The sequence below is a fragment of the Bacteroides sp. An269 genome, assembly GCF_002159755.1.
Lineage (GTDB): Bacteria > Bacteroidota > Bacteroidia > Bacteroidales > Bacteroidaceae > Phocaeicola > Phocaeicola intestinalis.
Map to the genome: position 1 here is coordinate 35435 of NZ_NFJG01000009.1, position 25763 is coordinate 61197.

The following is a 25763-nucleotide window of genomic DNA, read 5'->3' on the forward strand; positions in this document are numbered from 1 at the left end:
CCGAATGCGAATATCCATAAAACATTAAAAAAGCATACAGAATTCTTTTCTCATATTATACCATACCACGATATGGATTTGTGCATTTTTCTGAACCTTTTGCACCATTTCCGTAGAGATGATGTGCACATCGTCTTTATCATGTGACATATACAAAATACACAATTTAATGCCGCAGGAAGTATTAAAAAGAAATGTGCCAATTACGGCACACCTCTTTTTTCTATGCTTATCGTACACGTCACTTCTCCGGTGTATTGGCAAGCGTAGCCGTCAGGAAGTCGTAGAATTTAGATACGGATGCAATTTCACACTTCTCATCGGGCGTATGCGGACCTACCAGTGTGGGACCGAAAGAAATCATGTCCAAACCTGGGATCACCGCACCTATAATGCCACATTCCAGCCCTGCATGGATGACCTTCACTTCGGGAGCTGTACCAAACTGAGCCTGATAAGCCTCTTTCATCGCGTGAAGAATGGGTGAATTGACATTCGGTTCCCAACCCGAATAGCCGCCAGAACGTTCCACCCGCATACCTGCCATCGAGAAGCAGCTTTCGAGTGCCGTATTGCGGTAATCTTTCATCGACTCACGTGCACTGCGGGTCAATATCTTGACAGAAGCCTTCCCGCCTTTAACGTCTACGATAGCCAGATTGGATGAAGTCTCTACCGTATCGGGAATGGTCGGGATATATCGTTCCACACCGTTAGGGCAAGCATAAATAGCATCAACCAGATTATCGCGGATTTCTTCGGGAACCATGTATTCGGGCAAATCCACACGTTCTGCCTTAAACGACAAGCCATCCTCGATGGTGGCATATTCATCACGCCACACCTGTTCACACTCGCCCACATATGCCATCACATCATCTACCTCCTCTTCAGGCACCGTAATCACCACCTCACACTCACGCGGAATGGCATTACGCATATTTCCACCTTCCCACGACACAAGGCAAGCCTCATCATAGGCTATGACCTGATTCAGGAAACGAGCCATCAGTTTATTGGCATTGGCATGTCCCCAACCTATCTGAATACCCGAATGTCCTCCGCGCAATCCTTTCAATGTCACTTTCAGAGCCACATCTGCAGGATCGGTCTTTTCTTCCTTATATTCCAAGGTTGCGGTCAGGTCCTCCCCTCCGGCACATCCGATATACAATTCACCTTCTTCTTCCGAGTCCAGATTCAGCAAGATATCCCCTTCAATAGTTCCCGGCTTCAAACCGAAAGCACCATACATGCCCGTTTCTTCATCTGCCGTAATCAAGGCAACCAGCGGACCGTGCTTCAAGGTTTTGTCTTCCATAACCGCCATGATAGCAGCCACCCCCATACCGTCATCAGCACCCAGCGTCGTACCTTTGGCACGCACCCAACCGTCTTCCACGTATGCCTGAATCGGGTCTTTCTCGAAATCGTGTTCGGTGTCCTTGTTCTTTTGAGGAACCATATCCATGTGTGCCTGCAAAATTACGGTCTTCCGGTTTTCCATACCTGGAGTGGCAGGCTTGCGATATATGATATTTCCAGCCTCATCCTGAAAAGATTCCACACCCACACTCTTGCCAAATTCCAACAAGAATGCCTGAATTTTCTCCAAATGTCCTGACGGACGAGGAACTTGTGTCAACGAATAGAAGTGCTTCCACACATTCTGTGGAGCAAGCGAAAGAATGTCACTCATAGATTTTAAGTTTTATGTTTATTTGTAAGCGGCAAAGCCACCAATCCGTAAATACCTAACAAAATTAATAAAAAGGTTTGAATTCCGTGTACCAGCAAAGCAAATATTCCGGCATCTTCCTTACTGACGCCATACATCATCATCATTGTTATCACAGCAAAATGCCACGGACCGGCACCGTTGGGCGTAGGGACAATCACGGCAATACTCCCCACTACAAACAATACCAGTCCTGCCATCCAACCCAAATGTGCCGAAAAGCCGAAACAATAAAAAGTCAAGTAAAAATGCAGGAAATAACATGCCCAAATGGCAACTGTATACAGAATATAAAGCCACGGACGATGTACGTTGCGGATAGAAAGACATCCCACCCATACATTCTGTATCAATCCTTTCATCCGGGCAAACACAGCCAAGTTACGCACCAGCCAATATGCCAACACAAGAGCAGCCGCTATGCAGAGCAAGGTAATATAAAAGTTGGTCGAAGTAAACAGATGGAGAAAAAAAGCCCCGTCGGTCCCAGTTATCCGGAAAAAACGGGCAAAGATACCTGACTGTAAAATTAAAGTCACCACCGTTATCAACACCACACACACCGAGTCGATAAGACGTTCGGATACGACTGTACCCAAAGATTTAGAGAAAGACACCTGGTCGAATTTCGACAAGATACCACAACGGGACACTTCTCCCACACGGGGAATCACCAGATTGGCAGCATACGACACGAATATGGCATACACACTGTTTGATGCTTTCGGATATTCGCCCAAAGGTGCCAAAGCCAAGTTCCATCTCCATCCGCGAAACACATGCGACAGCACTCCAAACACCAGCGAAAACAACATCCAACCATAATTCATACCATGCCCCAACACATAAGACACCTTCCGGAAGTCGAACCCATGATACGTCCATACCAAGATAGCCGCACCCAGAACCAAAGGCAAAACAATTTGCAAGACCTTATTTATAAGTTTTTTTATACCACTCTGTTCAATTTTACTCATGTATTTAAGATTAATGCTTAACTTTGCAATATGCAATATGCAAAGATAATATCTTGCTCGAATAAAATCGTTATTTATAAAGAAAATACATACAGAATGAAGTCAGTCAGGCCAAAAAAATTTTTAGGGCAGCATTTTTTAAAAGATTTACAGATTGCCAGCGATATTGCCGACACGGTGGACACCTGTCCAGAATTGCCAATCCTGGAGGTAGGACCCGGCATGGGCGTATTAACCCAGTTCCTTGTCAGGAAAGGCAGACCGCTGAAAGTAGTAGAACTTGATTTCGAATCGGTCGCCTATTTACACAACAACTTCGCAGAGTTGGGCGACAATATCATCGAACAGGATTTTTTACAGATGGACTTGTCTAAACTGTTCGACGGGAAACCCTTTGTCCTGACGGGCAATTACCCTTACAACATATCCAGCCAGATATTCTTTAAGATGTTGGACAACAAAGACCTCATCCCCTGCTGCACCGGAATGATACAAAAAGAAGTGGCAGAACGCATCGCTGCATCACCAGGCAACAAGACATATGGCATCTTGAGTGTCCTGATTCAGGCATGGTACAAGGTAGAATACCTGTTCACGGTCCACGAACATGTGTTCAATCCGCCCCCCAAAGTGAAAAGCGCCGTCATACGCATGACACGCAATGACACGACACACCTGGGATGCAATGAAAAGCTGTTCAAACAAATCGTTAAGACGACATTCAATCAGCGGAGAAAGACATTGCGCAATTCCATCTCTACCATTTTAGACAAAAGTCATCCGCTCTGTGCCGATACAATATTCAACAAACGTCCCGAACAACTTTCGGTACAAGATTTTATCAGTCTGACCAACCGGGTGGAAGAAGCACTGGTTTCAATTGACAATCAACAATTAATAATTAACAATTAACAATTAACAATTAATGATTGGCAATTGAAAGAATCTGTGGTAACCCCAAAACTTAAGAACCCCAAAAACTTAAGAACTCAAAAACTTAAGAACCACCTCTAATATATATAAGGTATGGAAAACGAAGAAATAAAAAAAGTATCCGAACTGATTGAAAACAAAGAATCAGACAAGCTGAAAGAGCTCCTGAACGATTTGCACCCTGCCGATATTGCCGAATTGTGTGACGAACTGGATGCAGAAGAGGCACGTTCCATATACTTGTTATTAGACAATGAAAAGGCAGCCGACGTATTGATTGAAATGGATGAGGACGCCCGTAAACGTTTCCTCGAAATCCTGCCTTCAGAAACCATTGCCAAAAGGTTTGTCGACTATATGGACTCGGATGATGCAGTAGACATCATCCGTGATATGGACGAAGACAAACAGGAAGAAGTCCTTTCGCATATCGAAGACATCGAACAGGCAGGCGACATTGTCGATTTGCTGAAATACGATGAAGATACTGCCGGTGGTCTGATGGGTACCGAAATGGTCATCGTAAACGAAAACCTGAGTATGCCCGAATGCCTGCGCGAAATGCGCATTCAGGCAGAAGACATGGACGAAATCTATTATGTATATGTAGTAGACGACGATGAGCGCCTGCGCGGCGTATTCCCGCTGAAGAAAATGATTACCAGCCCTTCGGTGTCGAAAGTAAAACATGTGATGAAAAAAGATCCCATTTCGGTACATGTAGACACCCCCTTGGAAGAAGTGGTACAAGTCATTGAAAAATACGACCTGGTGGCTCTTCCGGTAGTCGACAGCATCGGCAGACTGGTAGGACGCATCACGGTCGATGACGTAATGGACGAGGTACGCGAACAAGCCGAACGTGACTACCAGTTGGCTTCCGGTCTGTCACAAGATGTCGAGTCACACGACAATGTATTTCGCCAAACCACAGCACGCCTGCCCTGGCTGCTGATTGGAATGTTGGGAGGAATCGGAAACTCAATGATTCTCGGCAACTTCGACACGACCTTTGCCGCCCATCCCGAAATGGCACTCTACATTCCATTGATAGGTGGTACAGGCGGAAATGTCGGTACCCAATCGTCCGCACTGGTCGTGCAAGGACTGGCAAACAGCTCTTTAGATGCAGGCAATACCTTCAAGCAAGTACTTAAAGAATCGGTAGTGGCACTCATCAACGCCACCATCATCTCCATGCTGGTATATATCTACAACTTCATCCGTTTCGGTGCCAGTGCCACGGTCAGCTATTCGGTATCCATCAGCCTGTTTGCCGTTGTGATGTTTGCTTCCATCTTCGGCACTCTGGTTCCCATGACTCTGGAAAAGCTGAAAATCGACCCTGCCATTGCTACCGGACCGTTTATTTCCATTACCAACGACATCATCGGAATGCTGATGTATATGGGTATCACCGTGCTTCTGGCATAAGAAAAAAGAAAAAAGTGAGGGTACACTTAAAAATAATTATCAAAAAAATATGAAAATCAGATTTTATTCTTTTAATTTGTAATTGGTGAAGAATTAAAACCAGATATTCTCTAAAATCTACATACGATGGAAGTAAACGAAACAAACCGCCCACTAACTGAAGTTCAGGAAAACAACGTACCTGAAACTTCGGTTCCCACTGTTGAATCTGTTGAATCAACCGACAAACCGGTGTATGCACCTAAGCAAACACAGGAAGAAGTGGTAGAACGTCTGACAGAAATCAACAAAGACGCCTGCAATGCAGACAAACAAGAAATCGATTTTTTAAAACAAACTTTTTACAAACTGCACAAAGCTGAACAAGACGCAGCGCGTAAAGCCTTTATTGATGAAGGCGGTAATGCGGATGACTTTGTCCCTGCCCCCGACCCGTGGGAAACAAGGTTCAAGGAAATCATGAGCTCCATCAAAGAAAAGCGAAGTGTTATGGCAGCCGAACTGGAACAGGAAAAAGAAGAAAACTTGCAGAAAAAGCTTGCCATCCTCGATAAGATGAAAGCACTGATTGAAACAACAGAAGACACTAGCAAGATATACAACGAGTTCAAGCAGCTTCAGCAGGAATGGAATGACATCAAGCAAGTACCCGTCGGCAAGGTGAACGAACTATGGAAATCATACCAACTCTATACCGAAAAGTTCTACGACATGGTGAAGCTGAATAACGAATTCCGTGAATACGACTTCAAGAAAAACCTGGAACAGAAAACCCACTTGTGCGAAGCTGCTGAGAAACTGGCAGAAGAGCCCGATGTAGTATCTGCTTTCCATCAGCTTCAGAAGTTGCATCAGGAGTTCCGCAACATCGGTCCCGTGGCAAAAGACTTGCGCGAAAGCATCTGGGCACGCTTCAAAGCTGCTTCTACTGCCGTAAACCGCCGTCATCAGCAACACTTCGAAATGCTGAAAGAAAAGGAGCAGAACAACCTCGACCAGAAGACGGTCATCTGCGAAATCGCTGAAGCGATGGAATACGACAAGCTGAAGACTTTTGCCGACTGGGAGAACAAAACACAGGAGATTCTTGCCTTGCAGGCAAAATGGAAAACCATCGGCTATGCACCGCAGAAAATGAACGTCAAAATATTCGAACGTTTCCGCGCAGCATGCGATGAGTTCTTCAAACGGAAAGCCGCCTTCTTCAAACAGATTAAGGAAAACATGGCAGAAAATCTGGAAAAGAAAAAAGCACTGTGCGAAAAGGCGGAAGCCTTGAAAGACAGTACCGACTGGAAACAGACCGCCGAAATCCTCACTCAATTGCAAAAGGAATGGAAAACCATCGGTCCGGTGGCAAAAAAACATTCGGATGCAGTATGGAAACGCTTCATCGGTGCCTGCGACTACTTCTTTGCACAGAAGAACAAAGCAACTTCTTCGCAACGCTCGGTAGAGATAGAAAACATGGCAAAGAAAGAAGAAATCATCAAGCAGCTGGCTGCTCTTGATGCTTCGGGTACTACCGATGACAATACGGCTGAACAGACACGCAGCCTGGTGAAAGAATGGAACTCCATCGGTCATGTACCTTTCAAGGAAAAAGACCGCCTGTACAACGAATTCCACAAGCTGGCTGATAAATTGTTTGACAAGCTGAACATCTCGGCATCCGAACGGAAACTGAGCGACTTCAAGTCGGGATTAGGCAAAGGGGATAACCTCTACCGCGACCGTGAAAAGCTGGTACGTACCTACGAAGGATTGAAAAGCGACATTCAAACCTACGAGAACAACCTGGGCTTCCTCTCTTCTGCATCAAAGAAGGGCAATACACTGGTAGCCGAGGTAACCCGAAAGATTGAACGCCTCAAAGGAGACATGGAACTGGTGCTGAAGAAAATCGAAGCCATTGACGAAAAGCTGAAAGAAGCGTAATATATTTGTAGTTCACCACAGATTACACAGATTAAAGAAAATTATTTTATCAATCCGTGTAATCTGTGGTGAATTATTGTTATCACCAGTTATCCGTACGGAACGGGAACAAAGGCAATTCACGGGTACCTGCCACATTTCCCGGTTGGAAATCACGGAAACAATAACGTACGGCTACCGGATTAGCCACCTTGTCGCAAGTTACTTTTATCTGAAGGTTGTTGTATACTTCCGCCTTGGCAGGATAAAACACCTTGTCCCTGCCTGCCACTTCAAAACCTTCCATATCACTCAGCCGGCTGAACCCGTCGGGCGTATCATTGAACGAAAGAATCACACTGCCGTCCTTCACCTCCATCGACTTATACGAAGGACCTGCCGACACAATACCTTTTACACCATACGTCTTTGCCAAAGCCATATAGGCAAGACGTTTTCCCACATCGGTCTTGTTTTTCGGATGGATATTCTTTGCCTCATAAGGTTCCACCAGGTCATTGGTCGAAATCAATGCACTGTTCGGGATAATGGATTGCGCCTTAAACTGCTGTTCGCGCAGGAAAGCACTGCCCGTACCTTCGTAGGATCCGAACGGAGCAATCTCTACAAAATAGAAAGGCAATTCGCCCAGTCCCCATTCGTTACGCCACAAGTCCACCATTGTCTTCAAACGCTCTGCATAGTCGGGATGACCTACGTTCGATTCGCCTTGGTACCATAAGAATCCCTTGATGGTATAGTTCTGCAAGGGCTTCAACATCCCGTTGTACATAATAGTCGGGCTCATATAATGCCACCAGTCGTGTGGCTCCTCCTTGCGGATGTCCCGCTTCAGGTCTATGTCGGAATAATTCTTCACGATACTTGCCGGAAGCCACCCCTCCACCGTCGAGCCTCCCCAACTGCAATTGATGATACCGACAGGTACGTCAAGTACCCTGTTCATCATCATTGCAAAGTGGAATGCCGTAGCACTGAAAAAAGGCGCATTCTCCGGGTTGCTCACCTTCCAGCTGCCTTTACAAGTCTCTACAGGCTTCAGCTGGCCGTTTTTCTCTACCGTAGCCACACGGATTCCTTTCCATTGCGATGCAGTAGCGATGGTTTCGTTCGCCCCTTCTATCGGGCAGTTCCAAAATCCGTTCAGCGGCATCTCCATATTCGATTGCCCCGAACAGAACCACACCTCACCTATCAGCACATTGTCCAGCTTCGTTTCTTCGCCATCCGAAAAAGTAATGGTCTGCGCCTCATACGTAGCGGCAGGCGTCTGCACCTTGGCAAGCCATTTGCCGGCTGCATCGCTCTTTACCTTATATACCCGGTCACTCCACGATACCCGCACGCTTACCTCCGTATTCGGATTCGCCTTTCCCCATAACTTCACTTCAGTCTGTTGCTGAAGCACCATGTTGTCACTCATTATGTCGGGCAACGTAACTTTTGCCCACGTGCTTGTCTGCATAGCTGCCAGCAGACAAGCCATTACAATCCTTTTTCTCATATTTATTACCAATTCATTAGTTCCTTCAGGTAAGCCGTAAGCTCGTTCGCCATTTTCTGTTGCTGGCGCATCGACGGATGCCAGTTGGCTCCATATCCCAACGAACCGGTCTGCGGAGACATGTCGAAACGGTACACCTCCGTATCGCCAGCTTCTTTGCGCTCTGCCACAACCTTGTCCATCGCCCGCTTCACGTCTGCTAACGGTTTTCCGCTCAGCATCGAGCCACTCAGCAGCACGAGTTTCGCTTTCGGATAGATAGTGCGCAGATGTGCTACGAACTTCCGGTATCCATCGGTCAGCAATGCGAAATCATACTTCCCGTCACCGGCATCATTGGTTCCCAAATTGATGCAGACCACATCGGGTGTATACAGGCTATGGTCCCATAACTCTGTCGGGTCGGTAAACATCACCTGTTCGTACATCGCCGGCAGGCAATCCTTGCTTCCCGACGCAGGTGCTCCGAAATTACGGTAAATGCCGATGCCCGAACGTGCCACTACCAAGTGCTGTGCATTCAATGCACGCGCCGTGCGTGCCGCATACGTATAGAAATGGTTTTCCGTCTCGTAGGTGAAAGGGTCGTTCCGGTCGTCCGACTCTACGCCATAGCCGCACGTAATGGAATTGCCGATAAACTCAATGCGCCGTTCGGGCAAGGCGGGAGCCTCAGCCAGCGTACATCCCTTGTCCAGGTAAAAGCCCTTGAAGACCGGTTTCAGTTCATATCCCTCCAATACATACATGATGCGCGCCCGGTGCGTCCCTTCGGGCAAACCCTCGACAAGGGTCACAATAGAATCGTTCTTCGTAAAACCGATGCGGTAAGGCAACCCGTCATCTATCTCCACCATAAAGTCCCCACTGCCCGGCTTTGCCTTCATCTGCAACGAAGTGCCCTCGAAATCGGCATAGATGCTTACACCCGGATAAGTGAACGTGACCGCCTGCGGAATGCGGTGGCTGACACGTCCCATATAGACAATGCGTGCGTCATCGGCAGACACAAAAGCCTCATCCCCCTTGGGTATACCGGCAAAAGCGGAAAAGCCGGAAAAGAAAGCCGGAATCATCCAGCCTAAAGCATAAATCATTCGTCTGTGTGTTTTCATCTTTCATGTATTTTTGCAAAGATAGCGAAGATTATCCACACACGCTAATAGAATCTTATCCAAATCTGCTCAAATCGTATCAAAAAGCTTCCGGTCCTTCATTTGTGCATTTTCTCACCACACAGATTAAAATAAACGAATATCCGCATTTTACCCAATTGCCATGTAGGGGCAGGATTTGCCTGCTCCTCGTACCATGCCATTTCCATAGAGACGGTGCGCACATCATCCTTGCATTTGATGGCATATCGGTAAGGAACATTTGGCTTTGCATGTAGCCTATATCTTTGTTTCAGGCGGCATACTTTTACGTTCTTGATATGGAAACCGTACGTTCTCGATATGGAAACCGTACGTTCTTGATATGGAAACCGTACGGTTTTCATATGAAAACCATAAAAGGAAGCCGCCTGAAACGATAATGTAATCCAAATGCGGAAACAATTGTTCCGGGAAAAATGCACAAACTTATGCCGTGCATGGTATAATCAAATATGAATGTCCGCATTTCACCAATAAGAAGTTATTTCAGGTTTCTTAAATCGTACAACCACATTTGGTTATTTCGGAGAATATACTTATTTTTGCGTATAATCAAACGAAGCAGGCATGTACGAAGAATATATTACCGCCCAAAGCACTCCAGCCGGGAAAGTATTGGAGCATATCTTGCGAAGAGCCAATGTCTCGCAAAAAGAACTGGCTCTCCGTTCGGGCATTTATCCCCAACGTATACACGACTTGATTAAGGGAATACGGAGGTTTACCATTCCTTATTCTTTGAATATCGAAAAAGCGTTGAACATAGGGATAGAAGGATATTTCTATAAAATACAGGCTAATTATGAAATTTACCAATTCATCACCAACGAAGAGCTTAAACAACATCCAGACTTGTCCCAGTTCAGCAACGCTTTGTTTTGGGACACAAAAGTGGACAAAATAAACTGGATACGGAATAAGAAATGGGTCATCAAGCGTGTATTTGAATATGGGAATGAGCAAGAGATAAAGGAAATCATCCGCTTTTACGGCAAAGACGTCATAAACAAGATTTTCCCGCAAATAAAGAATGCATGGAAAAAGGAAGACAGAGATGCGAACTATAAAAAATATATGCAATGAAACTGCATGAGGATACAGTATCTCCCCTCTTGCTGGAAGCGTTAAAGACCCTATCCGGAAGTCCTGTGTTTCAAGATTTCCATCTCGTAGGAGGAACTTGCCTGAGCCTTCAGTTAGGGCATAGGAGGTCGATTGATATCGACCTTTTTACAGACATGGAGTATGGAAAGATGGATACCCGAGCGATGAAGGATTTTCTTTGCGCACATTTTCCCTATACTGAAAATTTAGATAGCATGAATCAACGGGCATTAGGCTATTCTGTCCGCATTGGAAATCTCCGATAGAAAGTGTAAAGGCAGATTTCTTTTATACCGAAAAGTTTATTCCACCCTCAAGGTCAATGGCATCCGGCTTGCAGACATACGGGAAATTGCAGCTATGAAAATCAAAGCAATCACTTAAGAAGAACCGCGCCAAAAAGATTTTTGGGACATTTATGAACTAAGCAACCGTTTCTCGCTTCAAGACATGATAGAGTGGGCTATCCAGCGTGACCAATGGAGCGTGACAGAGAGGGACATTGAAAAAGGATTCCAAAACATTTTCCATGTCGAAGAGTCAAATGAAGGCATAGATTGCTATAGAGGTTACGAATGGGAATTAATCAGGATAGATTTGAAAGCTATGGCTGATGAATATTTTTCCCATAAGACAATTGTTTAAAAAGCGGCATATTCGTTTTACCATACTAACTTATAGCCTACACCCTTTACCGTATGCAGGTCTATTCTTTTATCACCTTGCAGATATTTGCGTAAGTGGGCAATGAAGTTGTTCAGACTTTGTTCATTTGCTGCCTCCCCCTGCCATAACACGTCTTCTATCTCTGCACGGGTTACCACTTCATTCCGATGGGAAGCCAACAGGGAAAGCAGTTTACACTCGGACAGGCTCAATGTTCTTGCCTCGCCGGTTTCCGTTGTCAACAAACGTTCTTTAGGATTTAACGTAAAATGCCCGATACGGATTTCGGCAAATGTATCCGATGTATAGCGTTGCACGTAGGCAAGCAGTTCCTCCAGTTCGAAAGGTTTCTTCAGGTATGCCACCGCTCCTGCCCGTAATGCCCTTGCTACTTCTGAACTCTCTATATGCGATGACACGAACAGTATAGGTATATCGGGTGCCAAAGCTTTCAGCCGTAAAGCCTTATCGATGCCATCGTCTTTTCCTATTTCTACGTCCAGCAGAAGCAGGTGAGGGTTCAGTTCGTTGATAACAGAAGTAATAGCTGTCAACGAGGTCTGGTAATGCGTCTCATAACCGGCTTCGTTCAACGCCAAAGCCACAATGGTGCCCAACGTCATATCATCGTCTATAAATAATATCCGTTTCTTTTCCATGTTCTTTTTAGGTTACAAGTTAACAAGGTATCAGTTGATAAGGCTTTGAATAGCCTTATAGTCATTAGCCTAAGTGTTTAAACTGACATCTCGTCAATTATAATGGAAGAACTACCGTGAACACGCTGCCTTTGCCTTCAGTACTTTGTACACTGATTGTTCCTTCATGTTCGTCAATGATGTATTTTGTCTGCGTCAGCCCGATACCGTAGCCTTTCTGTAAGCGGTCCGCTTCGCGAGGCACTTGATAGAACTGGCGGAATATCTTCTTTTGGTAACGGGCGGGAATTCCCCAACCGTTATCGCTCACCGCCATGCTAAGCCTGTCTGCCTCCTGTGTCAAGGCAATTTCCACCTTTACACCCTCATCGGCATATTTCAAGGCATTCTCTACCAGATTGCGCAACACATTTTCCAGATACATCGCATCCGCCCTGACGGTGCATCCTTCCGGCAATTCATTGCGGACGATCAGCGTATGCGGTTTATTTCCATAAGTTACGTCCATTTCTTCCTTTATCCGACATGCCAAGGCTGCCACGTCTACCGGTGTCTTGCGCAACACCAATTTACAGCGGTCTTTCCGTGCTACAATCAAGAGCGACTCGATATTTGCCACCAAGTGTTTCACTCCTGTCTCGTTCATCAGGATTACCTTGCGTCTCACCGGGTCTTTCTCTCCTTGTTTAAACCAGCCCAGCATTGCCAATACACCATTAAGCGGAGCTTTCAGGTCGTGTATCGTGCCGTTTACGCTATTCTCCCTTTTCCGCAGCAAAACGTCTTTCCGCCGTATCTCGGTCAGCTGGAATACCAGACAAAGCAACACAACCACCACAATTGCTGCTGAAAGCATGAGCGTGTACCACAGCTGTTTCAGGAAGGCAGACATCGGAATCTCCGACTTGACCTGCACCGCATACAGCCCTTTTGTCCCGATGTAGAGCATTTCCGAGCAATGTCCCTTTTCGTCCGGTTGCAAGTCGCCTGCCGAAGCAGTCAGTCGCTTGCCGGCATCATAAAGCAACAAAACGTGGCGGTAGTTCCCACCGATAGGCTCTAAAGAATATAAACTGTCCAATGTGGCAAGCCGAAGCATATTCCCTTCTTCAATTTCCTTGTCTTGCTGCCACTGCTGCAAAATTTCCCCCCATGTTTTTCCTATATTTTTTCTCCATTCGTTGTCAAGGTTTAAGGTATCTCCCGGTGAGGTAGAATGCCACAGGCTGTCACGCTCCTGCGGGGTCATATCCGATGCAGCTTTGATATATAACTGGAACTGGGAAGATTCCTGGTTCTGCTCTCGGCTACGCAGATGCAACTCTTTGGTTATGGAAAGCTCCAACGCATCTTGGGTCAAAGATACTTTTTGCTTGATGTAATCGCGGTACAGGTTTTCGACATAGCTTACTTGCAAGCAAAGCAATGCTACAATCGCAATCACCGTTATATAATAGTATCTTTTCATCCTTGTTCCCGTTTGTCATGCAAAAATAAGCATTTTCCGGCAAACTGCAATCTCTTCAGTTGAGAAACAACACTTGCTCTTTTCATTTACGACATAATCAAAATTCCCAAAATGATTATGTAAAGATTATGTTCCGATTATAAACGGTTCGGATAAAGCTCTGTAACTTTGTAAGTGTAAAACAAAGCAATTAAGAAGTGAATGTTATATTATAAATCTTCCTATTTTATGAAAAATATTGTTTTATGTTTAGTTCTAAGTATGATAACTTTATATGCACAGGCATATAAAGGACAAGTGACAGATACTAGCTCAAATCCGCTTATTGGAGCTACAGTTTCTTTTTTATCTAATGATAGTACTATCTTGTTAACAACTATGACAGATACACTTGGATATTATGAACTCAACGTAACACATTATCCTGCAATTATTAGAATTCAATCATTAGGTTACAAGACAATAAATATATCCATATCTAAAGAACCCGACTACGTATTTAAAACTGTACTCGAAAAAATGCTATATCTACTTAACGAAATTGTTGTTACTCCTGAAATGGTAAAACATTATGGAAGTCATACTAGTTATCGAATCTCTCAAAAAGAAATAGCTAACTATGCCAACTTTGCACAAGCCATGAATATAGTACCCTTTATGACTGTTACCTCTTCGGGTAATATATCTTACAAAGGAAATTCGAATATTGTGCTTCTTTTGAATGGAGTAAAAACTACATGGGTAGAAATTCAAGCTTTAGATAAAAATGATGTCTCAAAAATAGATGTTTATGAAAATCCGCCAGCTCAATATGCACTTGTTGGAGCTAGTGCCGTCATTAATATTGTTACAAAGCGTAATATAATAGGAGGAAATTTATCTTTAAATTTACGTGATGCGCTTTATCCCATTTATGGGAATAATTCACTCGTGGCTTTTTACAACTACGGAAAATCCCGCTTTAGTCTGCAAGTAAACAATGTAATGGCACATTACAACAAGGTACAAACAAATGAAAAACTACAATATTCATTCCAAAACAATGAATACAATAAAAAGAAAATCGGCAATAATTCGCCTAAAGATAGAGATAATAATTCTATTGTATTAGGTTATATGATAAACCATCCCAACCGATACCAATTCAATGCCAATTTATCCACCAACTTTTACAAGAAAAATGAAAAAAAGATGCAAACAATTTCCTATACCAATACAGAAAATCTTAATGGAGAAAGTAATTTATATAACAAATATAGCATGTATTCTCTTAATCTATATTTCAATAAAATATGGGACAAAAAACAGTCATTATTGATAGATGCGACAGGTACGTTGTATAGCACTCAATTTAAGTCAACTTATACAGAACAGAATGACCTTCAAGAAATGCTCTTTAATAGTTATTCTAATTATACCACACAACGAAAATCACTTCTTTCCACTATCCAATATACGGCACTTTCATTCTTCGGACAATGGACATTAGGAATACGAGAAACTTATCAATCAGCAATACAAAAAGAAGGGAATAAAGAGATGCCATTGAATCAACAGACACTTCATGGATATGCACAACTTTATGGAGGGAAAAATAAATTTTATTATCAATTAATTTTAGCATCCAAATTTCTCAATGTCAAAAAAGAGAACAATACAATATGGTCAAAATGGTATCCTGCTCCTACAGCAAAATTTTGGTTTTATCCTCAAAAAAATGTTACACTACAACTAACATACAGTTATAGTGCAGATGTCCCTTCTGTATCTTTAATGAGCGAAACAGAGCAATGGCTTGACAATTTTTATGTCTATAAAGGTAATTCTAATCTTACACCTTCTCAAAATCATCACATAGATTTAACAGGCAATATAATAACTCCCCATATAAATTTCCTGTTTTATTGTTTATACAATTACAATCCAAATAGTATTGTAAATACTTTTAAAACTACGTCACAATACATTCTCCAAACATACAACAATTTACAATCAAAGCAAGAAATCGGGGGACAAGTGGTTCTTGACTATTTCCCTTTAAAAAACAAATCACTTAAAATTGGAGCTGTAGGAATTTATATTCATCATCACGGAAAAGAAAAAAACGGATTAACATGGAATGGGTATCGTTATCAATTAATGGGATATGCTAGTTACACTTTACCCAAATGGGATTTCGAAATATATTATCAATACCCTGGACAAACTCTTAATGGTCAATTAATTACTCCAAGAGCCGAAGTTGTACAAGTAGATATAGCATATAAACCCAAACCTAATATGAGTATCGGATTACAATGGAATCAGCCATTTATGAAAGGGTTTAAAGAAGGTGAACATACAACAAAAGCATGTATTATACAATCAACATCTTACAGCAATATTCGTGATTATGCAAATATGATTTGTCTCAAATTTTCTTATAATTTTTCATTTGGGAAACAGAACAAATATCCTAAACAACAAATTAAAAATGAAGACAATGACTCAGGACTATTAACGAAATAAATCTTATGCAAAATCACAAAATATCATTTATAAAACAGCATGATTCAATGCAATGCGGAATAGCTTGTTTAGTAATGATATGTAATTATTACAGACATACATATACAATAGAAAATATATCTCGAATTTGTTATGCCACGACAAGTGGAGTATCATTATTAAGCATACAAGACGCAGCACAAAAATTAGGTTTTAGGACAAAAAGTGCTAAGCTATCTATCGAACATTTGGATAGCCAACATAAACCCTGCATCCTCCATTGGAACCAGAACCATTTTGTGGTGCTCTATAAAATAAGGAGAGGGAAAACCTTCTATATTGCCGACCCGGGCAAAGGGAAAATCAGATATACCAAGGAAGAATTCAGGCGGCACTGGATAAGCACCACCTCGCAAGGGGAGGAAAAAGGAGTCGCCATGTTCTTAGAGCCTACCCCGGAGTTCGGCAGGCTGGAAGGGGAAGAGGCGGAAGGCATACACTCGTTCCGCTTCCTGCTGGGGTACGTGAATCAATATCGCCGGTACTTCGTGCAGATTGCCTTGGGGCTGCTGGTAGGGAGCCTGCTGCAGCTCATCCTGCCTTTCCTTACGCAAGCGATAGTGGACTTGGGCATCAAGCACCAAGATATCAAGTTAATTTTAGGGACTAGGTACTAGTTGACTAGGTACTAGGGACTAGGTTTTAAATAGCTTTGTCAGCGGAAACCTTAGTATCTGAAACCTAGTCAACTTGTCCCCTAGTCCCTTGTCACCTCAAAAACTCAAAAACTCAAAAACTTAAAAACTCCAAACATGACCGACAAACGCATTGAACTCCGCTCGGAAAAAGTACGCCGCATCATCGGCACCATCCCTCCGGCATTGGTACGCTGGAACATCACTGTATTGATTGTCATTCTGTCCGTTCTGATTGCGGCAGTATGCTGCATACCTTATCCCTACGGGGAAGGGGAAAGCATCCTGCAGCATATACTCGGTTGCTTATAAGCCATTTCAGGAAAGAAAGGAAATATCAACAGAAATACTTGCTTTTATAGAATAACCCAAGCATGATGTTTCAATTCTTTTTCTCTATGTTACATCCAATAAACCCCATGTAACAAATGCATACATTATGCTTCCTTGTGTACTAAATGTACTTGGTTTCCTTCAGTGTATTTACGTATTTGTTATATATTTGCGGTATCAATCACCAATAAAACTTATCTATTATGGAAAATCATAACATTCATAACATTTTATTCTGCTTTCATCTGTGCATACTGATGGGTGCCCTATTGCCTATCCCGTTCGGCAACATCTTACTTCCCTGGTTCTACTGGCTGTATAAAGGCGGCAGAAAGAACAGAGAAATATCAGGACAAGCATGCAGGGCATTGAATTTCCAATTCCTGTGCGGATGTCTCGTTTTCGTTTATGCCATCATTGCCTGGACGAGCTTCATCAATATGATGGCAAGCGGGAATAAGCCCGATTATGTCTGGCTGGCACCCATCGTATGTTTCTACACCGTTGCAAGCGTGTTGTATCCTTTCTTCATTCTGGTTTATATGAACATCACTAGAAAAAGCAGACAGTTTTATCCGAAAACAATCTATTTGTTCAAATAACCGGCTGATGACCAGATAATGAAAGATTTCTGACTAGAGCCTGCTACAAATCCACGGGAATGTCTATCTTTGCAAAAAAACGTGCGACAATGAACATGACCGAACTGCAAAATGTTACCTCCCGATTTCCTCAGATAAAAGAGATAAAGGGCATCCAGGCTTTACAATCCGGACTGATTAACCGGACTTACCTTGTCGAGACAAATGGTCCGGACAACTATATACTTCAGCAGATCAATCACCACGTATTCACCAATGTGGAATTGCTGCAACACAACATCGAATGTGTGACCCGGCATATCCGAGCCAAACTGATAGCACGCGGAGAACCGGACATCGAACGGAAAGTATTGCATTTCCTGCCTACCACGGAAGGAAAGACCTATCACTTCGACGGGACGCACTACTGGCGAACCTGTGTGTATATCCGCGATTCGTACACACAAACCAAGGTGACACCGGATACTGCCTATCTGGTAGGGTTGAAATTCGGAGAGTTCGAAGCGATGCTTGCCGACCTGCCCGAGAAGCTGGAAGAAACCATCCCCGACTTCCACAATATGGAATTCCGGATGCAGCAGTTAAGAGAAGCCATAAGAACGGACCAGGCAGGACGGAAGGGAAAAGTGCAGGATTTGATAGACACACTGGAACGGGATGCCGATGACATGTGTGCTGCCGAACGGCTGTACCGTGCCGGCAAATTGCCTAAACGGATTTGCCATTGCGATACGAAGGTAAGCAATATGCTGTTCGATGCGGAAGGCAAGGTGCTCTGCATCATCGACCTGGACACGGTGATGCCCTCATTCGTGTTTTCCGACTTCGGCGACTTCCTGCGCACTGCCGCCAGCACGGCTGCCGAAGATGAACCAGACACGAAGAAAATACATTTCAACATGAATATTTTCCAGACTTTCACCCGCGGATATCTTGAATCGGCAAGCGCATTCCTCACACCGCTCGAAATAGAAATGCTGCCCTATGCCGTCCGCCTCTTCCCCTATATGCAGGCGGTACGGTTCCTGACCGATTACCTCAACGGGGACACGTATTACCAGACTGCCTGTCCTGAACACAATTACGTCCGCACACGGGCGCAATACAAGCTGTACCAAGAAACATGCAAGGCTGTTCCCGATATGCAACAATACATCTCACAGCAAATGAAAAACCCTTTAAGAGAAAACGCAGATTAACACGGATTTCCGCAGATTATTTTTACAGACTATTATCAGACTTACGATTTGATTTCAGCCGCATTTCTCAAATCGACTGATTGCAAAGCATTCAAATCTGCGTCAATCCGCGAAAATCTGCGTTTCAAACAAAAACATCCATTATAAAAACCATAAACAAAAGAAGTATGAAAACCATCCAAACATTGGCTTTAGGGCTGTGTTTAGCCCTTGGAGCTTGTACTACACAACCCGACTCGACAGTGCAGACAAACGATAAAGGCACACAGTGGGAATGGAAACAAGGAACCATCGTAGTAAAAACGCCCGAACGCCCAGCGGGACAGAAAAGTGTATTGGGGCTTGCCCTTCCCAAAATGGAAGTGGTACGTGTAGGATTCGTAGGGTTAGGCATGCGAGGTCCGGGAGCCGTGGAACGCTTCACCTACATTCCGGGTACACAGATTGTAGCCTTGTGCGACTATGAACAGGAGCGTGCCGAAGCCTGCCAGAAATTGTTGCAGAAAGCTTCGCTGCCCAAAGCCGCCATCTACTCCGGCGAGAAAGGATACGAAGAGTTGTGCAAACGCGATGACATCGACTTAGTGTACATCGCCGCCGACTGGCTACACCACTTCCCCATCGCCAAATGCGCACTGGAGAACGGCAAGAACGTAGCTATCGAAGTACCTTCGGCTATGAACCTGAAAGAATGCTGGAAACTGATTGACCTGAGCGAAAAGAACCGCAAGCACTGCATGATTCTGGAGAACTGCTGCTACGACTGGTTCGAGATGAACACGTTGAACATGGCGCAACAAGGCGTGTTCGGCGAAATTATCCATGCACAAGGAGCTTACATCCACAACCTGAACGAATTTTGGGACCACTACTGGAAGAACGGCGAGGACGACAAGCTGGGCTGGCGGCTGGACTACAACATGCGACACCGCGGTGACGTATATGCTACCCATGGCTTAGGTCCCGTGGCACAAGCCTTGAACATCCACCGGGGCGACCGCATGGAGACGCTGGTAGCGATGGACACCAAGTCGGTAGTAGGCAAGGCACTGGTAGAAGCACGCACCGATTCCGCCTGCACGAATTTCCGCAACGGCGACCATACCACCACCCTTATCCGCACAGCAAACGGCAAGGTGATTGAAATCCAGCACGACGTAATGACACCCCAGCCTTACAGCCGCCTGTACCAGCTGACCGGCACGAAAGGATTCGCCAACAAATATCCGGTAGAAGGCTATGCGCTCGACAGCGAACAGCTTTCGGCTTCGGGCGTACAGCCGAAAGTGGACGACCTCAGCGCACACGGCTTCCTTCCGAAAGCTGAGCAAGAAGCCTTGGTAGCCAAATACCAGCACCCGATCCTGAAGAAATATGGCGAGATGGCAAAAGAAGTAGGCGGACATGGAGGTATGGACTTCATTATGGACAGCCGTTTAGTATATTGCCTGCAGAACGGATTGCCGCTGGACATGGACGTGTACGACCTTGCCGAATGGTGCTGCCTTGCCGAACTGGGCGAACTGTCGATGGACAATGGCTGCGCACCGGTAGCTTTCCCCGACTTCACCCGCGGTGAATGGAACGTGATAAAAGGATACAAGCATGCCTATGCCTCTCCCGAAGAGGAAGCTGCCACACTGGAAAAAGCCAAGGCATTCACGGCAAAACTGAAATCAGGTAACTAGGTAACCAGGGACTAGGCGACTAGGTTTCAAATAGTCCTGCTGATGTAAACCAAGCTATTCAGAACCTAGTACCTAGTACCTTGTCACCTAATACCTTTCGTCACATCCGCTCCATATCGCTTGCCGAAGAGTTCTTGCCGCGGTACGTGTTCTTCAACTGATTGAAACGGAAGACCAGGCTGACGGAGAAATTCCATAGCTGGTAGTCTTCGGTCTGGGTGAAACGGAGGTTTCCCTCACGCTGCTCTTCGCGGAACTTCATGGTGCGCAGCAGGTCGTAAGCCTTCAGGCTGACACTGAAACGTTTCTCGAAGAAATCTTTCTGCAATTCCAGATTCAGCATTTGGTAAGGACGAATGGATACGCTCCCCAAATCGCCGCCGGAATAGAAGGCGTAATACACACTTAGCAGATAGTCTTTCGGGAATGTGAACTGCTGGTTGAGCGCAGCGATACAGTTGGGCGAATGGTAGGCAAGCGGTTCTCCACGGTACATCACCTTGAAAAAGGGCTGGCTGATGCCCAACGTAAGGGAAGGATGCCAGATGCCGAACGTCTTCTGAATGTTCAGCGTCGCCTTCAGGTACTGAATGCGGCGGTAATTGCAAAAGGTGCTGATGATGCGGTTTCCCGCTTCTTCCTCATGGCAGGTGGACAGGTGGTTCTTCTCGTACGTATAGCTCGCGCTAAAATAAAAAGGTTTGTGGCTGATGCTCCACTCCAGTTTGTACGCCGTGGCAGGCAGCAGCAGCGGATTGCCCCGCTGGTACATGAACTCGTTGCTGTAATAGACGGCGTTGCTCAGCTGGCGGAACGAAGGACGTGTGGTGCGCGACGAGAAAGACAACGTCTGGCTCCAGCCGTTACGCTTGTAGCTGACGCTTGCCGAAGGATAGACGTTGTGGAAGCGGCGGGTCAGGTTGCCCGAAGCGTCCAGCCGGTCGCGGAACTTCATCTGCATATATTCGTAACGCACACCTGCCCGGAAAGAAAAGTCGCCCGCCTCTGCCGACACGTCTGCAAACGCCGCCGCACGCACTTCGTCTTCATCGTAAAGCGAAGCCGCCACATTGTCTGCCGTGCTCTGCAGTTCGTTGTGCGTATGCACCCGGCTCACGTCGCTTCCAAAGCCCACCTGCACACCGGAGGCAGGGCGGTAATCGAACGCCAACTGGCCCGAGGCAATCGACAGATTCCCCTTCCCATGGCTTTCTGTTTCCAGCCGTTCGCCCGAACTTGTTTCCGCCGTCGCCTGCCGATAGCGGTTCCGGTTGTACACAAAGTCGAGGTTGAGGGCGGACGAAAGCCGGTTGCTCCAGTCGGCGTTATGGAACAGGTTGGCGTGATACACGTCGGTGCGGTTCAGGTAATCGTTGTCGATGTCTTTTTCCGCCAAGGGTGCATGGCTCCACCCGTATGCCAGGCTCCCGGTACGGAACGTATAGTCACGTGTATGTGTGCCTTCCACCTTCGCCCCTATCACGTGACGGGCGGTAAGCTCATAATCTGCATTAGCGTACCACGTATGTTGCTTCGTGTCGCGGCGGTCGCCCTGGTCGGGATTCCGGTACAGATACAGGCTGTCGCCCAACGCCAGCTCGTGCGATTGCGGCTGGTTCACCACCGAACGGTAATCGGCATACTGGTAATACGCCGACACGTGGAGCTTCCGGTTCCAGTAGTCGTAGCGCAGCGTCTCGTAGTCGGAATACCGCCTGCCCTGCTCCGACACGTGCTCCGCCAGCAAGGCATGCCCGTCGTCACGGCGCAAGGTATAGACCTTCAGCACCGCTTTCCCCTCGGCGTCGTAGCGTGCGCCCGGATTGGTAATCAGCTCCACCGAACGGATGTCTTGCGGCGTGAGCTGCTGCAGCTCGTCGGCACGCGCCTTGCGGTTGTTGATGTAAATCACCGGAGTGCCCAAGCCGAACACTTCCACCTCGCCCGACACGGTGAACGTCATCCCCGGCAACACTGCCAGCATATCGTTGATGCGGTGGTATTGGCTCAACGCCGTGCCCTCCACGCGGGTCAGCAGCGCGCCGTCTTTCAGCTGATGAACGGGACGTTCCGCCACCACCTCCACGCCCTGCAGCCGAACGCTCTCTTCGCGCAGCGTCACTTCACCCGTAAAGCCGCTTGCCGGAACCGTGCACGAGTGGTAGCCCAAGCACGAGAACCGCAGCAAGCCTTCGCCCAGAGCCGAAGCCTCCAGCATGAAACATCCGTCGGCATCGCTCACCGTGCCAGCCACAAAAACCGAATCGGGCAGCGCGAGCAGCACCACATTGGCGTACGCCACTCCCCGATGCGCCTCATCCGTCACTTTTCCCGTCAGGCTGTCCGCCCCGATGCCTGCACAGACGCAGTGCAGCAACATCGCTGTAAAAATCATTCTTTTCATCATCGTATGTTTTGTTTTCGTTAAGATTTATCATTCCGTCCGCAGTCGGCAACACTTATCCTACAGGATTGGCATCGTCCGAGCCTCCGACAGCACGTATCCTGTAGGATTGGCATCGTCCGAGCCTCCGACAGCACTTATCCTGTAGGATTGGCATCGTCCGAGCTTCCGACAGCACTTATCCTGCAGGATTGGCATCGTCCGAGCCTCCGACAGCACAAATCCTGCAGGATTGGCATCGTCCGAGCTTCCGACAGCACTTATCCTGTAGGATTGGCATCGTCCGAGCCTCCGACAATGCTTATCCGGCTGGAACTCGCTGCAAAGTAACGGCAAAACTTCCCGGCGGCGAAAAATAATCCTTACCCGTGGGTTACGCCTATATTACTATTTTATTACTCCGCGCCACAGTTCCGGTTTTTTCCGCTATCTTTGTCGTGCACAATCAAACATACGCTTATGAAGAAATCAGTCCCTTGGATAAACCTCGTCACCATAGTCGCCTCGCTGTCCATTCTGATAGCGCAGGCAATCGGCTTCCGCCTGCAGTGCCGGCACGCGCTGGAGCAGGCGGTCGACGAACAGAAACGGCTGGTAGGACAATGCTGTGACGACTTCTTCCGCCAGCAAATGGAGGTGCCGTCCGACAAAGGCTTCGTGGTCTACCTCTTTACCGCCGAAACCCATGAGCTGCTGGACACCTACACTTCGGTGCCCGGCTCGTACGTTGAAAACGGCATCGTGCGGCTGAACCCTCGCCTGACGCTGCAGACCGACACGTTCTACCTGCCTGCTTCCGTCTCCTACAACAACTGGAGTACCTTGGCGACACGCTACGTAGCAAGCGAACGCGGGCTTGCCTCCCCTCAAGCACTGGAAGCCTTCTTGCGCGAACGGCTGGACGAACCGGCACTCACGGTCACCGCCTCTGCCGGACGGCAGCTGCTGGCGGACATCGAGACCGTGTCGGCAGGCAGTTTCTTCCGCCCCACGTACCGCCTGCAGTTCGGCATCAACCCCCTGAACCGGGAAAGCGTCTTCATCGGAGGCAGCCTCAAGACCGGCACGCTGCTGAAAGAGATATACTGGATGCTGGCGGCATCTGCCGTATGGGCAGTCCTCCTGATGCTCTGCCTCATCTACCAGGCACGCACCATTCACGGCGAACGGAAGCTGAACCGCCTGCGCAACGACTTCCTGCACGCGATGATTCACGAACTGAAACGCCCCGTACAGTCGCTAAAAATCCTGATGTCGGTACTTAAGGACAAAGAAATGAGCCGCGATGAAACATTGCGCCGGGAAGCGGTTGCCGATGCACAAGCAGAGCTGGACAACCTCTCCGCTTACTTCTCGAAGCTGCGCGACATGACCTACGGCGACTTCAAGGAAATCCCGCTCAACCGCACCGTGTTCAGCCTGAACGCCCTCCTCCGTCCGCTGGCGGAAAAGGCCGAAAGGCAGGGCGTGAGCATCCGCATCGACTCCGAGCCGCAAGACATCCTCGTGAAAGCCGACCGGATGCACATCAGCAACATCTTCAGCAACCTGCTGGAAAACGCCGTGAAGTATGCGCGGGGCGAAGCCGTCATTACAATTACCCTCCGCCAGACGGGCAACCGGACAGACATCAAGGTGAGCGACAACGGCAGGGGCATCCCAGCCGACGAGCTGAAACACATCTTCGAGAAATTCTACCGCAGCCCGGCAGTGCGCCGCGAGAACATTCCGGGACTGGGACTGGGGCTGAGCTACGTAAAAAGCTTGGTGGAAGCCCACCGCGGGCACATCCGCGTAGAGAGCGAACCAAACCGAGGTACCACCTTTTATATATCTATACCGCAATGAACGATTCACCCTTAAAAATCCTGTTTGCCGACGACGACGCCACATATTCGTTGTTCTTGAAACGCTTCCTCGAAAGAGCAGGCTACGAAGTCGTACACGTGCCCGACGGGAAGCAGGCGCTGGAGCAGTTCCGCCTCTGCCGCCCCGACCTGGTATTGCTGGACATCAATATGCCGGAGATAAACGGCTTCGAGGTGGCACGGCAAATCCGCAGCTGGGACAAGAAAGTGCTGCTGTTCTTCCTGTCCGACCGCACCGAAATCTCCGACCGTCTGAAAGGATTCAGCCTGAAAGGGAACGACTACATCCCCAAGCCCTTCTATCCCGAAGAACTATTGGCAAAGATAGAAGAACGTTTCGCGGACAGTACCGGCGAAGACAACCCGCACTACCAAGCCAGCCATACCCTCTTCTCGCCCGAAACCAACGAGCTGACCGTATGCGGCACGGCGCACACCGTCACCTCGCGTCAGGCGGAAATACTGACCCTGCTGTTCCAAAACATCAACCAGACCGTCTACCGCGAAAACATCCTGACCCACGTATGGGGAAACGACTCGTACGCCAACTCGCTTGCGCTGAACGTGCAGATTTCCTACCTGCGCCACTACCTGAAAGACGATTCGGGCATACGCATCGAGTCCATCAAGAAAAAAGGCTACGTGCTGCGGACGGTTTCTCCCGAATAAATCGGCAGGCAATGCCGGATAAGTCGGACAAAATGCTTATTTTTGTGACGATAAAACAAGCAATATTTCACCACAGAGGCCACAGAGGCACACAGAGTCTTTAAATTTTCCTCTGTGATACTCTGTGTCCCCCTTTAGATTTGCATTGGTAAAAGGGCAAAGAAAAAAGTTACCTTTGCCGTAAAAAAGGTTAACCAAGAAAAGGAGGTGACCTATTGTGTCCTATAGGCGGAAGCCCTA

21 protein-coding genes are annotated in these 25763 nt (G+C 46.8%); 13 read left to right on the top strand and 8 right to left on the bottom strand.

Going from position 1 to position 25763, the window contains the following annotated elements:
* Window positions 1-241 precede the first annotated feature (241 nt).
* Window positions 242-1699 carry an aminoacyl-histidine dipeptidase gene (locus tag B5F71_RS03615; protein WP_087207744.1) on the bottom strand — a complete coding sequence of 486 codons (1458 nt, stop codon included), beginning with the start codon at window positions 1697-1699 and terminating at the stop codon, window positions 242-244.
* Window positions 1700-1704: 5 nt separating this feature from the next.
* Window positions 1705-2706: a lysylphosphatidylglycerol synthase transmembrane domain-containing protein gene (locus B5F71_RS03620; protein WP_087207780.1), complete on the bottom strand. Its 1002-nt coding sequence runs from the start codon at window positions 2704-2706 to the stop codon at window positions 1705-1707.
* Window positions 2707-2811: 105 nt separating this feature from the next.
* On the opposite strand from B5F71_RS03620, the gene rsmA reads away from it, so the two are divergent.
* The 3 genes from rsmA to B5F71_RS03635 all read left to right on the top strand — a co-directional run bounded on the left by rsmA (window position 2812) and on the right by B5F71_RS03635 (window position 7020).
* Complete coding sequence (gene rsmA, locus B5F71_RS03625; protein ID WP_087207745.1) at window positions 2812-3627, top strand: 16S rRNA (adenine(1518)-N(6)/adenine(1519)-N(6))-dimethyltransferase RsmA; 816 nt, start codon at window positions 2812-2814, stop codon at window positions 3625-3627.
* A 114-nt stretch (window positions 3628-3741) separates the two neighbouring features.
* Window positions 3742-5082 (top strand): magnesium transporter, encoded by a 1341-nt coding sequence (mgtE, locus tag B5F71_RS03630; protein WP_022041083.1) that lies wholly within the window; start codon window positions 3742-3744, stop codon window positions 5080-5082.
* 126 nt (window positions 5083-5208) lie between these two features.
* The gene (locus B5F71_RS03635) at window positions 5209-7020 is read left to right on the top strand and encodes a DUF349 domain-containing protein (RefSeq protein WP_022041084.1); all 1812 of its coding nucleotides are present in this window, start codon (window positions 5209-5211) and stop codon (window positions 7018-7020) included.
* An 82-nt stretch (window positions 7021-7102) separates the two neighbouring features.
* Here B5F71_RS03635 and B5F71_RS03640 read toward each other — a convergent pair whose 3' ends face one another.
* From B5F71_RS03640 to B5F71_RS03650, 3 genes are all read right to left on the bottom strand, one after another.
* Complete coding sequence (locus B5F71_RS03640; RefSeq protein WP_087207747.1) at window positions 7103-8524, bottom strand: sialate O-acetylesterase; 1422 nt, start codon at window positions 8522-8524, stop codon at window positions 7103-7105.
* A 5-nt stretch (window positions 8525-8529) separates the two neighbouring features.
* The gene (locus B5F71_RS03645) at window positions 8530-9639 is read right to left on the bottom strand and encodes an SGNH/GDSL hydrolase family protein (RefSeq protein WP_087207749.1); all 1110 of its coding nucleotides are present in this window, start codon (window positions 9637-9639) and stop codon (window positions 8530-8532) included.
* Window positions 9640-9737: 98 nt separating this feature from the next.
* On the bottom strand, window positions 9738-10025 hold the full coding sequence (locus B5F71_RS03650; protein WP_143269840.1) for a hypothetical protein: 288 nt from the start codon (window positions 10023-10025) through the stop codon (window positions 9738-9740).
* A 223-nt stretch (window positions 10026-10248) separates the two neighbouring features.
* Here B5F71_RS03650 and B5F71_RS03655 point away from each other — a divergent pair, with 223 nt between their 5' ends.
* Both B5F71_RS03655 and B5F71_RS03660 read left to right on the top strand, forming a co-directional pair.
* Window positions 10249-10764, top strand: coding sequence for a helix-turn-helix transcriptional regulator (locus B5F71_RS03655; protein ID WP_241148545.1), 516 nt, complete (start codon window positions 10249-10251; stop codon window positions 10762-10764).
* A complete protein-coding gene (locus B5F71_RS03660) occupies window positions 10761-11051 on the top strand; it encodes a nucleotidyl transferase AbiEii/AbiGii toxin family protein (protein WP_087207752.1) in 291 nt (96 codons plus the stop codon). Before B5F71_RS03655 ends, B5F71_RS03660 begins: the two co-directional genes overlap by 4 nt.
* Window positions 11052-11447: 396 nt before the next feature.
* Here B5F71_RS03660 and B5F71_RS03670 read toward each other — a convergent pair whose 3' ends face one another.
* The gene (locus B5F71_RS03670) at window positions 11448-12110 is read right to left on the bottom strand and encodes a response regulator transcription factor (protein WP_087207756.1); all 663 of its coding nucleotides are present in this window, start codon (window positions 12108-12110) and stop codon (window positions 11448-11450) included.
* A gap of 97 nt (window positions 12111-12207) precedes the next feature.
* Window positions 12208-13578, bottom strand: coding sequence for a HAMP domain-containing sensor histidine kinase (locus tag B5F71_RS03675; RefSeq protein ID WP_087207757.1), 1371 nt, complete (start codon window positions 13576-13578; stop codon window positions 12208-12210).
* Window positions 13579-13806: 228 nt separating this feature from the next.
* Between B5F71_RS03675 and B5F71_RS03680 the strand changes: the two genes are divergently transcribed.
* The 6 genes from B5F71_RS03680 (at window position 13807) to B5F71_RS03705 (ending at window position 20582) form a co-directional block, all read left to right on the top strand.
* The gene (locus B5F71_RS03680) at window positions 13807-16086 is read left to right on the top strand and encodes an outer membrane beta-barrel protein (protein ID WP_158098030.1); all 2280 of its coding nucleotides are present in this window, start codon (window positions 13807-13809) and stop codon (window positions 16084-16086) included.
* A gap of 5 nt (window positions 16087-16091) precedes the next feature.
* Window positions 16092-16742 carry a cysteine peptidase family C39 domain-containing protein gene (locus B5F71_RS03685; RefSeq protein ID WP_087207761.1) on the top strand — a complete coding sequence of 217 codons (651 nt, stop codon included), beginning with the start codon at window positions 16092-16094 and terminating at the stop codon, window positions 16740-16742.
* Window positions 16743-16877: 135 nt separating this feature from the next.
* Window positions 16878-17072, top strand: a complete 195-nt coding sequence (locus tag B5F71_RS03690; RefSeq protein WP_087207762.1) for a hypothetical protein — start codon at window positions 16878-16880, stop codon at window positions 17070-17072.
* Between the two features lie 224 nt (window positions 17073-17296).
* Window positions 17297-17695 carry a DUF4870 domain-containing protein gene (locus B5F71_RS03695; protein ID WP_087207764.1) on the top strand — a complete coding sequence of 133 codons (399 nt, stop codon included), beginning with the start codon at window positions 17297-17299 and terminating at the stop codon, window positions 17693-17695.
* Window positions 17696-17790: 95 nt separating this feature from the next.
* Window positions 17791-18894 carry an aminoglycoside phosphotransferase family protein gene (locus B5F71_RS03700; protein WP_087207783.1) on the top strand — a complete coding sequence of 368 codons (1104 nt, stop codon included), beginning with the start codon at window positions 17791-17793 and terminating at the stop codon, window positions 18892-18894.
* Window positions 18895-19061: 167 nt separating this feature from the next.
* Window positions 19062-20582: a Gfo/Idh/MocA family oxidoreductase gene (locus B5F71_RS03705; protein WP_087207766.1), complete on the top strand. Its 1521-nt coding sequence runs from the start codon at window positions 19062-19064 to the stop codon at window positions 20580-20582.
* A 100-nt stretch (window positions 20583-20682) separates the two neighbouring features.
* On the opposite strand, the gene B5F71_RS03710 is transcribed toward B5F71_RS03705, so the two are convergent.
* Window positions 20683-22989: a TonB-dependent receptor gene (locus B5F71_RS03710; protein WP_087207768.1), complete on the bottom strand. Its 2307-nt coding sequence runs from the start codon at window positions 22987-22989 to the stop codon at window positions 20683-20685.
* Window positions 22990-23445: 456 nt separating this feature from the next.
* On the opposite strand from B5F71_RS03710, the gene B5F71_RS03715 reads away from it, so the two are divergent.
* Window positions 23446-24834 (top strand): HAMP domain-containing sensor histidine kinase, encoded by a 1389-nt coding sequence (locus B5F71_RS03715; protein ID WP_087207770.1) that lies wholly within the window; start codon window positions 23446-23448, stop codon window positions 24832-24834.
* On the top strand, window positions 24831-25523 hold the full coding sequence (locus B5F71_RS03720) for a response regulator transcription factor (protein ID WP_087207772.1): 693 nt from the start codon (window positions 24831-24833) through the stop codon (window positions 25521-25523). The genes B5F71_RS03715 and B5F71_RS03720 overlap by 4 nt, the downstream gene beginning before the upstream one ends.
* Window positions 25524-25763 lie beyond the last annotated feature (240 nt).

Coding starts and splice junctions, on each gene's coding strand:
- mgtE (WP_022041083.1), top strand. CDS start 3,742: ATGGAAAACGAAGAAATAAAAAAAGTATCCGAACTGATTGAAAACAAA.
- B5F71_RS03660 (WP_087207752.1), top strand. CDS start 10,761: ATGAAACTGCATGAGGATACAGTATCTCCCCTCTTGCTGGAAGCGTTA.
- B5F71_RS03675 (WP_087207757.1), bottom strand. CDS start 13,578: ATGAAAAGATACTATTATATAACGGTGATTGCGATTGTAGCATTGCTT.
- B5F71_RS03685 (WP_087207761.1), top strand. CDS start 16,092: ATGCAAAATCACAAAATATCATTTATAAAACAGCATGATTCAATGCAA.
- B5F71_RS03690 (WP_087207762.1), top strand. CDS start 16,878: ATGACCGACAAACGCATTGAACTCCGCTCGGAAAAAGTACGCCGCATC.
- B5F71_RS03655 (WP_241148545.1), top strand. CDS start 10,249: ATGTACGAAGAATATATTACCGCCCAAAGCACTCCAGCCGGGAAAGTA.
- B5F71_RS03615 (WP_087207744.1), bottom strand. CDS start 1,699: ATGAGTGACATTCTTTCGCTTGCTCCACAGAATGTGTGGAAGCACTTC.
- B5F71_RS03635 (WP_022041084.1), top strand. CDS start 5,209: ATGGAAGTAAACGAAACAAACCGCCCACTAACTGAAGTTCAGGAAAAC.
- B5F71_RS03650 (WP_143269840.1), bottom strand. CDS start 10,025: ATGAAAACCGTACGGTTTCCATATCAAGAACGTACGGTTTCCATATCG.
- B5F71_RS03640 (WP_087207747.1), bottom strand. CDS start 8,524: ATGAGAAAAAGGATTGTAATGGCTTGTCTGCTGGCAGCTATGCAGACA.
- B5F71_RS03710 (WP_087207768.1), bottom strand. CDS start 22,989: ATGATGAAAAGAATGATTTTTACAGCGATGTTGCTGCACTGCGTCTGT.
- B5F71_RS03695 (WP_087207764.1), top strand. CDS start 17,297: ATGGAAAATCATAACATTCATAACATTTTATTCTGCTTTCATCTGTGC.
- B5F71_RS03700 (WP_087207783.1), top strand. CDS start 17,791: ATGACCGAACTGCAAAATGTTACCTCCCGATTTCCTCAGATAAAAGAG.
- B5F71_RS03705 (WP_087207766.1), top strand. CDS start 19,062: ATGAAAACCATCCAAACATTGGCTTTAGGGCTGTGTTTAGCCCTTGGA.
- B5F71_RS03680 (WP_158098030.1), top strand. CDS start 13,807: ATGAAAAATATTGTTTTATGTTTAGTTCTAAGTATGATAACTTTATAT.
- B5F71_RS03670 (WP_087207756.1), bottom strand. CDS start 12,110: ATGGAAAAGAAACGGATATTATTTATAGACGATGATATGACGTTGGGC.
- B5F71_RS03715 (WP_087207770.1), top strand. CDS start 23,446: ATGAAGAAATCAGTCCCTTGGATAAACCTCGTCACCATAGTCGCCTCG.
- B5F71_RS03645 (WP_087207749.1), bottom strand. CDS start 9,639: ATGAAAACACACAGACGAATGATTTATGCTTTAGGCTGGATGATTCCG.
- B5F71_RS03720 (WP_087207772.1), top strand. CDS start 24,831: ATGAACGATTCACCCTTAAAAATCCTGTTTGCCGACGACGACGCCACA.
- rsmA (WP_087207745.1), top strand. CDS start 2,812: ATGAAGTCAGTCAGGCCAAAAAAATTTTTAGGGCAGCATTTTTTAAAA.